Here is a 13,037-nt window from a genome sequence, read left to right on the forward strand (position 1 = left end):
ACCTTAATGATTGATACCGTGAAGAACATTGATTTTGAAGGGGGATCCGAAATGAATAGAAAATTGTCCAGAACGTTCAGGTGGAGCGCGGCGGTGCTGTCGCTGATCATCATGCTGATCGCCGCGGGCTGCGGCAGTTCAGGCGAGGTTGACACGCTTGAGGCGATCAAGAAGCGCGGCAAGCTGGTGGCGGGCGTGAAATACGACACGAAGCTGTTCGGGCTGCAGGACCCTGCTACCGGCCAAGTGGAGGGCTTCGATATCGATATGGCCAAGGCCCTCGCGAAAAAAATCCTGGGCGACGAGACCAAGCTCGAGCTGAAGGAAGTCACCTCCAAAACCCGAATCGACATGCTGCGAAACGGGGATATCGATATTATCATCGCCACCATGACGATAACGGAGGAACGCAAGGAGCAGGTCGACTTCAGCGATGTTTATTTCGAGGCCGGCCAGTCGCTTCTCGTGAAGAAGGGCAGTCCGATCACAGGACTGGAGAGTCTGAACAAAGACACGAAAGTGCTCACCGTTAAAGGCTCGACCTCTGCGCAAAATATCCGCGAGAAAGCGCCGGACGCCGAGATTCTGGAATTCGAGAACTATCAGGATGCCTTCACCGCGCTCCGGGCAGGTCAAGGCGATGCGTTGACCACCGACAATTCCATTCTGCTCGGTATGCAGAAGCAGGATCCGAATTACGAGCTCGTCGGCGGCAATTTTACGGATGAGCCATACGGCATGGCCATTAAAAAAGGGAATCCCGAGTTTGTGAAGACCGTCAACGAGCTGCTTAAAGAAATGAAGGAAAGCGGCGAATATGACAGGCTGTATGAGCAGTGGATGGGCATCAAGCCGGAATAATCCGCTCATGAATGCAAGGCGTTCCAGGTATGCGCATACCGCCCCTCCTCTTTATTGATCGGGGGAGGGAGCGATTTTAAGCCTTACCGGACGCTGGCCTAATCCCCCTATCGGAGGTGAGGAACATTGAACCTGTGGGATTTCAGCATCCTGATCGATTATTGGGATGATTTTATGGCAGGCCTAGGTCGGACGGTTCTCGCAAGCCTCCTCGGGCTGATCGGCAGTTTGGTTCTCGGCACCTTGATTGCCATCCTCCGAATCGCTCCGTTTCGCATACTCAATGTGGTCGGGACCGTCTATGTCGAGTTCATCCGCAACATTCCGCTGCTGGTGACCGTTTTTTTCTTTTTCCTCGGGGTCCCTGCGCTCGGGATCGCCATGGAACCCTTTACCGCCGGCACGCTCGGTTTAATCGTCTACACTGCCGCTTTCGTTGCGGAGTCCATCCGGGCCGGTATCCAGGCTGTTCCTTCAGGACAATCCGAGGCGGCACGCTCCTCCGGGCTCAGCTATATTCAAACCATGCGCTACATTATTCTCCCCCAAGCGGTCAAAATCGTGCTGCCGGCAATCGGCAACCAGATGATTAATCTCGTGAAGAATTCTTCCGTGCTGGCCGTCATCGCCGGTCTTGACCTGATGTACTACGCGGACATCATCAATCTGAAAACGTTCAAGGGTATTCCGGTGTATACGCTTGTTGCCCTGTTCTACCTGCTGCTGACCATACCGCTCAGTCAGGCGGTTCATTACATGGAGCGGCGCTTTGCCAAAAGCAACTGATATCTTTTGAAACTTGCCGATCTCAGGATTTTGCAAATCCTCATCTATAAGGGAGGTGGCACAAGATGGATTTTATTGGCGCATATTCCTGGCCAAATTTGCGATATCTCCTTCAAGGCTTTTGGATTACGGTACAGGTTGCCGGCTTGTCGATTCTATTCAGCTTTATCATCGGAACCGTGCTGGGAACCGTCAGGTATACGAGGGTTGCCTTCGTCTCGAGGACGGTCGCCATCCTCGTGGATGCCATCCGTAATCTGCCGCTCCTGTTGATCATTTTTTTCATCGGCATGATTCTGCCTCAAGCCGGCATCCGCATTCCGACCTTTTGGGCGGCGGTCGTCGGGCTGAGCATCTTCGAAGGGGCGATGATCTCCGAAATCGTACGCAGTGGTCTCGTATCCGTCGATAAGGGGCAGATCGAGGCAGCCCGCGCCTCGGGTCTATCCTACATGCAGACGCTTCGGCATGTTATCCTCCCGCTCGCGCTGCGCCGAATGTCCCCGCCGATGGTGAGCCAATTCATATCGCTGATAAAGGACACATCCCTGGCCATCATCATTTCGCTGCCGGAGCTGATGCGGAACGTAAAGATTCTAAGCGGATCCAGCTTCTCTTATGTCATTCCGGCGCTTGTATTTGCGTCCCTGCTCTACTTCACCTTGAATTATTCGCTGTCGCTGGTTGCTAAACGGCTCGAGGCCAGACAGATTTAAGGAGACGAAGACCCTGGGCGCTTGCTCCGATGAAGCCTTCGTCAAGGAGGCAGGAGCTTCGCAAACCGCAAAGCTGCTTCTTGATCCCCAAGGCTATTCCTTGAAAACCTAAGGCTGCCCCTTAAACCGCAAGGCTGCTTCTTGAACCGCGAGGTCTTTTACGCCCTGCGGTTCTTTGCCGTTCCGTCATACTGGTCATTCTGGGGAAATTCGGATGATTTTCCAAGCGGACTGCAACCCTGTACGTCAACACATCGTCTAATGGGCATACATGCTAATCATTCACAAAGGAGTGCTAAGATGATGAAGAGAGGATTGCAGCTGCTGGTCGGCGTTTCCCTGATGGCCGGTCTTTGGCTCGGCCCGGCGAGCCCGGAGGCCTCGGCCTTATCTTGTGCTGAGCCCCGAAAAATCACCGAAGAGCTCAAAGTATCGGATATCGTGTTCCGCGGAACCCTCGTCTCCTACGACGAGAACGCCGACTTCATGAAAAGCACCTATACATTCTCGGTTTCGGAATGGTGGAAGGGCGATCTGGAGAAAGGGACGATCACGCTCCATCCTACCGGCTGGGACACCTTTGAGGAAGGAAGGGAATACATCGTGTTCGCGAATGCGGGTAAAGAAAGGGTCAAAGCCCGACTCTGCGGGAATACGGGGCCTTCCTCATCGGTCGACACCTCTTCCTTGGGCGAAGGCAAACAACCTGCAGCTTCCGAACTGCCCGAAAGGACGGCATCCGGGGCGGGATTCGGAAACCTCCTTGGCAGTGTGATTGAGATTATCCGCTTCCTATGCAGCAAATATTAAAACCGACTACCTCAAGCCTCGTGCCATCTCCACAAGAAACCCCCTATAGACGTACTCCCACAGAAGACAGACCGCGTTTAGCAGTATTTTTTCTTGCGATATCAGGCAGCAGATCCTCCGAGGTTATACTTTCTGATATCTTCAAAAATATCGAACCAATCCTCCGAACATGCGTATATAACAATAAGATTGCACAAGCTGACAGGAGGATGAGAGATGATCAAGAGATTTTTGCTGCTAACGCTTCTACTGGGGGTTCTCTCGGGCTGCTCATTGCTGGACAGCGTGAACAATTCCCTGGATTATACGAAGGAAGCCGGCACGTTCATCAATGAGGCTTCACAATTCGCCCAGTCCATCCCGGATCTGGCCCAACAGGCGGCTACGAGCGCGGATGCCAAAGAGACGCTGACCAAGGAGCTTGAAGAGATGAAGACCCGCATCTCGGAGTTTAACGGGATCGAGGCTCCCGCTTTTGCGCAGGATATACATGAGCAGCTTGTAGCTTTAAACGATACGCTGCTAACCGACATCAACGGATATATGGACCAAATCCAAAACGGTGTGACCGACCTCCAAAATTCCGGCATTGTTGAGACGGTGAACAAAATCAACGAAACGATGGACCTCATCCAAAACCTCCAGCCATAATCGAACATTCGCACAGCAATAAGGCTGTTCCCGAAGATCTCGCAGATCTCGAGGACAGCCTTATCGCTTGTGTCCGAAGACAGATTATGTCATGCATAGAGATCAATTTCGACTCACTGAACAAAGAGCTGAAGATTGCCCGTAAAAGCTTCACGAACGACATACCGGGTCTGGTCCGTGCTGGGAGTCAAAATCCAATACGTGCCGCGCCTCTCCGCCGGATCCTCCGGTTCCCAGGCCGCAATGAGCTGCCAGTCTTCTCCGTACCGCTCGTCGCAGGATTCCCGAAAGGCTTCGGCAATCCGGTCATGGGGCAAGAGCTCCAGCGGGAACGCCTGAACGCTGCCATAGGCCTTCATCCAGTCAGCGAACGGCACCATATCCGATGCATACAGCTGCGCATAATATCCTTCTCCTCCACCTGCTATGGCTGCAAAGGCTTGCTCGTCGCCTTCCTGAGCAGCCTGGTACAGCAGAGAAACCGTCTGAATCGGCGTCCAGAGGGGCGTATCATAATTGGAGGCCAGGAACTCCCTGTATTCCGCAGCCGACTGAATGCCTGCCGCAACGAGCTCCTCGAAGGACGCCTCCCTTCCCAGCTCATACGCTCCCGGATAAATCGCCGTCTGGTCGATCACCTTCGGTCCGTCCGGAAACACATTGACGAACCATACATTCTGATCCCCATAGCTCAGCTCTTCCAGCACAAGTTCGACCTGACTGCCGTAATGGATGGACAACAGCCGCCTGCTGTCTTCCGCCAGAGTCAGCTTGTCGAAGGACCGAAAGCGCTCCGGTTTCAGCTCGCGCTTCCCTGCTTCCTCGATCAGCACATCCAGCTTTGACGGCGTCATGCGGACACTGGCAATGTCCGCATACCGGAAATACGCTTCGCGATCCTCCGCATGCAGCGCTTCGTACATCTGCAGAACGGTATCGACAGCCATGCGGTCCCGTCTGTTCTCCAGCTGGCCGAGGCTCTGCGAAACCGTGCCCACTCGCTCCTTATCCTCGTTTGCCGTACGCTGGACCTCGGACTTCTCCGCTGGCGGCTGCTGCGCCCGAGCCGTTGAGAGCTCCTCGACGGAAGCCGGCATAGCGCTGGACAAAGGCTGCGGCGATGCCCCCTCTTGACTGCACGCCGCAGTCAGCAGCATCAACGCAATCCACAGGGATAATCCTCCCTTACGGCGGTACCGCCTTATACGATCATTCAGCTTGTACACCCCCTCGTAACGACAACCAACGATTTATATGTAATCTTTGTGTCAATCCCTATATATTCATCATCGTCATTCCCGAAGCGAATGTTAATTGCTGCAGCAATAAAAATCGCACGGATGAAAGAATTCACCCGTGCGATAGCTGCCATTGCCCCAGCGGCATCCTCGCCCAAACTCACGCAAGCCCAAACTTACGAGCTTATCGGGGATATAGGAAGGGCCTGCTGCTGCATCATGAACCATTGCACATCTTCAAAACCGGTCATAGCTGACAAACTCCAGCACCGGCTTACGGTAGCCTCTCGGACGAGGCTTGGCTGCATCTTCCTTGCCGATCGCAATCAGCATGGCGGGAACATATTCAGCGGGAATACCGAGCGCCTTACGAAGCAATTCGGGATCAAAGCCGATCATCGGACAGGTATCCCACCCTTTATCCTTCGCCACGAGCATCAGCATCATCGCGGATAAGCTTGCATTGCGAATGGCCTCATCCCGCATGAAGGACTCTCCCCGTTCCTTGTAGAATCGGGTGACCTCCTCAACCGTCTGGTCATATTCCAGCTTGTCGATGATCCCCAGACTGAGGAATCCCTCGTTCATCCGTCCAACCTCCTCATAGGCCCGCATATTGCCAAGCACAACGATTACCGCAGAGGCCGTTCGGATCTTATGCTGCTTGTTTGCGGCTTCGTACACCTTATCCTTAAGGTCCGGAGCCTTCACCACCACATAGCGGGCATGCTGGAGATTGAAAGCCGAAGGAGCGTATTTCACCTCGTTAAATATGTCGTCCAGCGTTCTGTCCGGAATGTCGATGCCTTCGATGAACCGATTCGCCGACCTCCGGCTTTTGATTAAGGTTGTTAAATCATTCATTTTGTACGCCCCTCCAATCGAATTCTTTCATTAAAAGATCAATGCATCCAGAGAGTAAGTTCCCGCACCGGTAAGAGCAAGCGCCACCGCAGCTGCGATCAGCAGCAGATTATACTCGTAACCATTCGCAGTAGACCAGTAGCCGTTCTTTCCATGAACTTTAACGATTGCCCCAAGCATTGTCAGCGTGATGAGGGCAGCTCCAAGCACGGTCAGGAAGCCGGAAGCGAGCAGCAGCCCGCCCGCCAGCTCCATCAAACCAGCCATTACAGCCGCTGCAACTCCTGGCTTGATGCCGATCGATTCCATCCAGCCGCCGGTTCCCTTCGGACCGTAGCCGCCGAACCAGCCAAGCAATTTCTGTGCGCCATGGGCCATAAATGACAGCCCGATGACCAAACGAAGAATAAGCAAACCTAAATCCATCGTCATTATAAAAACCTCCAAGTTATTTGCTTTATTTAAAATCATTTCTCATGATCGATTTATTTTTACATTCTGAATCGCAGATAAAGCCGTACGGAACCATTCGCTCATAGCCGCTAACGTTTATACAACATCAACTCACTCCTTTATACTTACTATATTTTTTATAGTTATTTGTCTTGATATTAAGATAAATCATAGACTACCCTTCTGTCAACCACTGATTATGAAAATGACGGATTCCCATCAGAACAACGAAAAAAGCACTCCTGCATGCAAAGAGCAGGAATGCTTCATCGGATCTTTTCCTATATTATTCCGCCAGCTTCTTGATTTCGCTGTCGGTTAGCGCCATGTTATAAATCCGAACCTCATCCAGGCTTCCATTGAAGTACGGATCGGCTGCAAAGCGGCTTTTGCCCAAGTAAGCTTCCGTGGTCAACAGCCCGCTTGGGTTCAGCTTCATATGATCGCCGGAGGCAACAAGCTGTCCGTTTACGTACAGCTTGCCCGTATCCCCCTGAAGGGTCACGGCTACATGCGTCCATGCATTTACCGGAAGCGGCGCGTCAGCAAGGAGACTCTGGTCGCCGCCGTTGCCGTGAATCGTAAACTGAAGGACGCCGGTGTGCTGGGACGGGGTCAGGAACATATGCCTTGCGAGCCCGCTGCCGGCATCGAGCACCCGCTGCCACGGAGCCCCTCCCTTCCAATATACCCATGCCGCGAACGTTAGATCATCCGTGTCTGTTACCAGATTAGGCAGCTCAATATATCCGTTCTTGCCGTCAAAATCAATGCCCCCGCCCTGATAGCCTCGCTCATTCCACTGAACGCCGCCGTGCGTCCGCCCGTCATATCCGTTCGGGGAGCTGTCGATCACGACGCCCTCTCGGTTCTCACCGAAGCCATAGTTCAATAGCATCGGTCCGGCCGACTGCTGCAGCACGGTCACGTCAAAGGACCGGGAAGTCTTGTAGCTGCCCTTGACGATCCCGGCAGTCAATGTAACCTTCGCATTTCCGGAGCCCGCGGCTGGACGCGTCACCTTGCCGTCAGCGGTGATCACGTTCGGATCGGAGGTCGACCACTGGATCGTTGTGCCGCCGGATGCCTCGGAAGGCAGGGTCAAATCGTAGAAGATGCCGCTCACATCACCGAGCGACAGGTCTGCTCGAACTTCCTCCGCAATCTGCTTATCGCTGCGCTCCGGCTCCTTCGCTCCCCAAACGGTTGTTCCATCCGGCGATAAAGCCGTAAAGGTCATGAGCTGCTGCCCGGCCTCGGGATTCCATTGCGGCGCGAACACGCCCTTATACACAACACCGTCCAAAGTCAGCGTAACCTGCTGCTTTCCGCTAGTTTTCCATGTGCCGGAGACGCTTCCTGTCACCCGGCCGTTCATATGCAATTGGATCGGCTGCGACTCCTTGATGTTTGCGGAAATATCCTTCCCATGGTTGATCAGCTTGTATTCCCCTGCTGCATCCTTCGGGGTTACCTTCTTGTCCACTGCTTCCTCTCCTGCATAACGGAACGGGGCTGCGACAGGCCAACCTTCCTCGTTCATGTACAGTTCATGGACGCGGATTTCATGCTCTTCGCCGCGCTGCGGAAAGCGGCTGTGGAAGATCAGGAACGTTCTGCCGGTTGCTTTATCGTAGTATACCGAGTTATGTCCAGGGGATACCGCACCGGTTCCCAAGCCCGTTCCCGGATCGCCAATCAAACGCTTGAACAGATAGTTGCCCATCAGCTTGGTGCCGAACGGCTCGATCGACCGGTCATCGAAGAGCGGCAGGGACGGATCGGCCTTCACCTCTCTCATGTCGTTTCCTTCCGCATCATAGAACGGGCCGTCGGGGTTCTTGGATCGGACGACCCGCATATTGTACCCGCCAACCGCATCAAGTCCGCCGTACGAAAGATACAAGTAATAATAATCCGTCTCCGGATTGTAGAGCATATACGGTCCTTCGATCCGGCTATGGTTGCCCCCCAGCAGCTTTTTGCCATAGCCCTGTCCAGGAAGCGGCTTGCCGTTCGCAGGATCCATCTCCATAATGAAGATTCCCCCGGAATAAGAGCCATATACCATCCACAGCTTTCCATCCTTATCAAAGAAAACATCCGGATCCACCACATTCGGATGCTTCGTTGCATCGTACACGGTGCCGTCCTCACTCGGCTCGCCCCACATGCCGGATTTCAGAATAATGCCGGTGTCCTTATAAGGTCCTTCGATCCGATCGGCTACGGCAATCCCCATCGCCGAGCGCGGGGAGTCTCCTTTGCAGGCATTGTAGTACATATAAAATTTGCCGTCGGCAAGCTGGATCACATCGGCCGCCCATAGCGTATCGCTCTGAGCCCACGCCAGCGTTTCCTTCAGTTCCTCCGTTACATTCGGAATCAGAGGATTCCCCTCAGCAACCCCGGAAGCGATCATGTCCCACTTCATGAGGTCCTTGGATTTGGCCGCTGCCAAATGGGAGCCGAATACATAGTAGGTATCGCCCGCCTTGATCACGGATGGATCGTGCACAGAGGCCTCCCGGAATACCGGAGCGCTTGGCTCCTTCTTTTTGGCCGCCGCCTCCACTTTCACGCCTAAGCTCCCCGTCTCCGGCCCCTGCCCAAATGCCATAGCGCTTCCCGCCAATAAAACGCATACAACAGCTGCGGCAGCTCCAGTTCGAATCATGTTCTTTCGCATACGACGCTCCTTTCAACCAATCGCTGATTTTTTGTAAACCCTTTCAAAACAGACAAACAAGAGTGACATGAAGCCTGAACCACGATAATTTTAATTCATTAAAACATAAAACGTTTTATATTATATAAGATATTATCATTGCAGTTGCTCCAATTTCAATCCCCTTTTCCATTTATTTTATCCGAAGCGAATCGGTATGGTCTTAAAGACCCAGTATAAGAAAATGCCGAATCCCCCTAGAAAAACCTGCCCTTGTTATATTTTCACCCCCCTCTCCGCCGCTTGCACGGAGCATGGGATCTTAATGAACGAACGAAACCCCGACCACAAACGGAGGTCGGGGTTTTGTTTTATGTTTTTATGAATCAAATGAATATAACAGCTATTCTGAGATTAGTAGGTCCACCAATTCCCGGACATGACCAGCATCGATAACAGCTTGATGCTTTCTTCGTAATATCCCTCGGCCGACGCATTCGCCGTATAGGTCCACACGGCGTTCAGCCAGCTTTGGTGGTTCTGGGAGACCATCGCGCTGACGCCGAACGGAGCGTAGAATGCGCCGCTGTTATACGACACAAGCGGGCTTCCGCCGAGCGTATAGCCAGCCTTGATATTTGCCGGCTTCTGGCTCGTGTTCGATTTGATGAACGCGTTCATCTTCTCGAGCTGACCCAAGGCCCTCGTGTCGCCGGTCATCAAATAGTCGGTAGCGATTCGCCAAGGCGTCCGCGCCGAATTGTAATAATAGTTCCCGTCGTTCGCGCCTTCAAGGAAGTCGGCCGCCGCAGGCTGATAGCTTCCCCCCTGCAGCACGACGAAATCCGGAAGCAATCCCGTATTCGGGCTATAGCTGCTGTGGACGGAGTTGATAATACTATACGTTTTGTTGATCACCTGATCCCATCTGGCATCGCCGGTAGCCTTCCGGAACGCCTTCAGATGATTCAGCATGAAATCGGACGGGCGTGTGGCGGTATTGAAGCTCCCGCTCGTTGCCCAGTCTCCCAGACGAAGGGTCCATTGCGATTGATTCACGTCATAGCTCATGATGGCGCCTATGATGTTTTTGGCGGCTTGCAAATAGTTAATGCTGCCGCTGCTGCCCCACTGCTTGTCTGCCAGCAGCAGTGCGTATGCGATATCCATATCGCCGTCCGTCGCCGAGTTGGCCCCCTCAATATTCTGGAAGCTGCTGTTCTGCTTCCATGCCATTAAGTATGGATTCTGGTTGCTCGGATGAGCCTTATAGTATCGGTATAGTCCGTCGAAGTAGGTCTGAGCGTTGGCATCGGCTCCAGCCATCATGACGGTCAGGATCATCCCGTAGCCATGTGCCTCCGATACCGTTTCTCCGGCCGAGTTGTATTTAACGTAATATTGACCCGTGCCGGCAGGCTTGAGGAAAGAACTCTTCCAGCTGTTCCACTTGGTCTTTACAGCATCGTCCATCGCCGTCTGCGTCACATGATTGGGCTTGATCGAGCCGCTCGTATAAGTCGTATGCTGCGGAAACGGCTTTTGATTCGCCGCCATGGACAATCCCGCCGGCAGCATCAGGAGGACGACACAGAACAACAGCGCGCTCTTGCGGATGACTCGTTTACCGCTTGATTTCATCAACCTCATCTCCTTCATAGATTCGAATTGAAAATTCGGTTACCCTTACCGCTTGTCCGGCCGATTTCGCTTCGATCACCACCTTTCATCACTGGATGACACGGTGACGGAGAATCTTTATGTAATCCAAGTATAATCTAAAATGGTTAATTATGTAAGTCTATAGTCTCGTTTTTCCGTCAGTTTTTCAAAAAAAAGATAGAAAGCATCGAACTAACCCCCTGCTCCAAGCGTTTGTAAATAGCGAAGGGGAATTACGGGGAGTATCCGAAAAGGAACACCCTTAAGATAAAGGTGGTGGGTATGATGCCTTATTATATATGGCTGGTTGTTTCTGCGCTGCTGTCCTTGTACGGCGTAATCACGTATTGGCCGAACTATTCGCCGGATGACGAAATGGTTCTGTTCAATGACGTTGCGACGGCCATCTTCTTCACGCCTTCTTTCTTTATTCTGTTTCTGTCCATGATCCTTCAGGCTGCCATCCTGGGTTTAAAGCGGTATCGTGCGTTCAGGCGCGTGCTCTATATTCTGATCTATCCTGCCAACGTTGCCCTCTTCTATGTCATCACGATGAATCTGATGCCGATCTCGACGATCATTATCCTGGTACTGGCGGGATCTGTGGTTGCCGTTCTGCATTACTTTTTGTCTTATTTATTCAAAAATTAGGGCAAACGGACCGCGTTCTTCCGGTCTATAGATGTCCTAAAATGGGCGGTGCAGGATCATACCTGCACCGCCCTATATTCCTGCACCGCTCTGGTTTAAACCGCGTGAATGGATGGCCACGACAGCTCGATCCCCTGCCGCACCAGCAGGTGCTGGAACGCCTCCAGCCGCTCTGGATTACTGCGGACCTCGGACGGCTTCAGACCATGCTCCACGCAATAAGCCGCTAAATACCCCGCCGACTCTCCGATGTTCCACTCGACCGGATGAAGGCGGTAACAGCCGTTCGTAATATGTGTCGTGCCGATATTTTTGCATGCGGCCAGCACATTGCTCACCCGCACCGGAATCAGGCTTCCCATCGGAATTTGGAAGGGGAGACTCGAAATGTCGATATAGGTGCGCTGTCCCGTGCTTGGATGCAAATCGATCCGGTAGCAGCCGACGCCGACGGAATCGAAAAACTCCGCTGCCTTTCCATCAGGCCGGCAATCGCTGGCGACATGCTGCTCCTTAACAGTGAATTCCGCCCGGATCCGGCGTGACTCGCGGATGTACGGCGCCTTCGCCAGACCGTCCTCTGTGCCGAGCACATCGGGACGGAGACGAAGCCCCGGATAACCGGCTCCTCCGTCCGGACGAGGAGCTTCCGTCTGCATCCAATAGAGAAGCGACAAGCTTAGGCTCCGGGCCTCTTTCAAATGCTTCTCCCGCTCCTCCGGGCTTACATCAATGATCGGTCCCAGCCAATAATCGTTCTGCGGCCAATTCACGATCGTCACGTTGCTATCGAAAGCGCCTGCGGCGAAATGCTCCCGGTCCAAAATCTGTCTGTATTTCCACAGCGAGAATGACTTGCCGTCCGGGAACAGGCTGTAGGTGACAGGCTCCAGCGTATGCGGGACGAGCCCGCTCCAGCTGAGCATGCGATCGGGCCAGAAATCGGCTTGATACGCTTTCCAAAAGTCATACCTATCCGGCTTCGGAATCGTATGATCTTCACCTTCAAGGTAGTCAACCGCGAAGCACCACGTGAACGCCTGCATATCCATCGGGTCCGGCGAACCGGACAGCGCATGGGGTTCCCCTGTATCCTCCATGGATTCCGCGCCGGTGACGTACTCGATTCCCGCAAGCGGCAGCAGATCCCCCTCTTCGGTCGCATCCAGAAACAACGCGCCGGTAAGGGTAACCTCATTGCCGGATTTTACGTTCCGCAGCGAAACGGCCGTGACCCGGTCACCGTCGCTCTCTGCTCGGGTTAGGACGTGCTCCGTGAGGATAACGAGCCTACCGCTGTGGACGTACGGAGCCAGCATATCCCGCAGAACGGCCAGGGCTGCCCGGGGTTCATGAGCGATTGCGCTCACCAGCGCGCTGCCGGGGTTGAAGCGTTCGGCCGCTCTGGCTTCCGGCTTTAATGGAAACCACGACCGGTAATACTGCCGAACCCGGCTGCGGAATTCGCGATAGCTCGCCGTACAGCCGAACTGTTCGATCCAGGGATGCTCATCCGGCGGCACGCCCTGACTGGTGATCTGCCCGCCTAGCCAATCTTCGGCCTCCGTCATGATGACGCGTTTCCCGCTGCGAGCCGCCGCCAATGCTGCGGCACATCCGCCCAGCCCCCCGCCGAGGATGATAATGTCCGCCTCTCTATGTTGACCCAACGTCTGT

12 protein-coding genes are annotated in these 13,037 nt (G+C 53.6%); 6 read left to right on the forward strand and 6 right to left on the reverse strand.

Features of this window, described 5'->3' with window-relative positions; all coding sequences use genetic code 11:
• Positions 1 to 51: 51 nt before the first annotated feature.
• The 5 genes from NST44_RS02840 to NST44_RS02860 all read left to right on the forward strand — a co-directional run bounded on the left by NST44_RS02840 (position 52) and on the right by NST44_RS02860 (position 3,824).
• Positions 52 to 861, forward strand: a complete 810-nt coding sequence (locus NST44_RS02840; protein WP_007130581.1) for an ABC transporter substrate-binding protein — start codon at positions 52 to 54, stop codon at positions 859 to 861.
• 132 nt (positions 862 to 993) lie between these two features.
• Positions 994 to 1,647 carry an amino acid ABC transporter permease gene (locus tag NST44_RS02845; protein WP_040738847.1) on the forward strand — a complete coding sequence of 218 codons (654 nt, stop codon included), beginning with the start codon at positions 994 to 996 and terminating at the stop codon, positions 1,645 to 1,647.
• A gap of 65 nt (positions 1,648 to 1,712) precedes the next feature.
• Positions 1,713 to 2,363 carry an amino acid ABC transporter permease gene (locus NST44_RS02850; protein WP_007130583.1) on the forward strand — a complete coding sequence of 217 codons (651 nt, stop codon included), beginning with the start codon at positions 1,713 to 1,715 and terminating at the stop codon, positions 2,361 to 2,363.
• Between the two features lie 300 nt (positions 2,364 to 2,663).
• Complete coding sequence (locus NST44_RS02855; protein ID WP_244152713.1) at positions 2,664 to 3,173, forward strand: hypothetical protein; 510 nt, start codon at positions 2,664 to 2,666, stop codon at positions 3,171 to 3,173.
• Between the two features lie 216 nt (positions 3,174 to 3,389).
• Entirely contained in the window at positions 3,390 to 3,824 is a 435-nt protein-coding gene (locus NST44_RS02860) for a DUF6376 family protein (protein WP_007130585.1), read from the forward strand.
• Positions 3,825 to 3,937: 113 nt separating this feature from the next.
• Here NST44_RS02860 and NST44_RS02865 read toward each other — a convergent pair whose 3' ends face one another.
• The 5 genes from NST44_RS02865 to NST44_RS02885 form a co-directional block, all read right to left on the reverse strand.
• Positions 3,938 to 5,050: a hypothetical protein gene (locus NST44_RS02865; protein ID WP_251536077.1), complete on the reverse strand. Its 1,113-nt coding sequence runs from the start codon at positions 5,048 to 5,050 to the stop codon at positions 3,938 to 3,940.
• 249 nt (positions 5,051 to 5,299) lie between these two features.
• Positions 5,300 to 5,926 (reverse strand): nitroreductase family protein, encoded by a 627-nt coding sequence (locus NST44_RS02870; protein ID WP_007130587.1) that lies wholly within the window; start codon positions 5,924 to 5,926, stop codon positions 5,300 to 5,302.
• 30 nt (positions 5,927 to 5,956) lie between these two features.
• On the reverse strand, positions 5,957 to 6,358 hold the full coding sequence (locus NST44_RS02875) for a DoxX family protein (RefSeq protein WP_007130588.1): 402 nt from the start codon (positions 6,356 to 6,358) through the stop codon (positions 5,957 to 5,959).
• A gap of 307 nt (positions 6,359 to 6,665) precedes the next feature.
• A complete protein-coding gene (locus NST44_RS02880) occupies positions 6,666 to 9,068 on the reverse strand; it encodes a LamG-like jellyroll fold domain-containing protein (protein ID WP_007130589.1) in 2,403 nt (800 codons plus the stop codon).
• 393 nt (positions 9,069 to 9,461) lie between these two features.
• The gene (locus NST44_RS02885; protein ID WP_340897775.1) at positions 9,462 to 10,688 is read right to left on the reverse strand and encodes a glycosyl hydrolase family 8; all 1,227 of its coding nucleotides are present in this window, start codon (positions 10,686 to 10,688) and stop codon (positions 9,462 to 9,464) included.
• A gap of 303 nt (positions 10,689 to 10,991) precedes the next feature.
• On the opposite strand from NST44_RS02885, the gene NST44_RS02890 reads away from it, so the two are divergent.
• On the forward strand, positions 10,992 to 11,360 hold the full coding sequence (locus tag NST44_RS02890) for a hypothetical protein (protein WP_210094232.1): 369 nt from the start codon (positions 10,992 to 10,994) through the stop codon (positions 11,358 to 11,360).
• A 95-nt stretch (positions 11,361 to 11,455) separates the two neighbouring features.
• Here the strand turns inward: NST44_RS02890 and NST44_RS02895 are convergent, their stop codons facing one another.
• A complete protein-coding gene (locus tag NST44_RS02895; RefSeq protein ID WP_007130592.1) occupies positions 11,456 to 13,030 on the reverse strand; it encodes an FAD-dependent oxidoreductase in 1,575 nt (524 codons plus the stop codon).
• Positions 13,031 to 13,037: the final 7 nt, after the last annotated feature.

The organism is Paenibacillus sp. FSL W8-0919 (assembly GCF_038003785.1).
In the GTDB taxonomy this organism is placed as follows: domain Bacteria; phylum Bacillota; class Bacilli; order Paenibacillales; family Paenibacillaceae; genus Paenibacillus_AQ; species Paenibacillus_AQ lactis.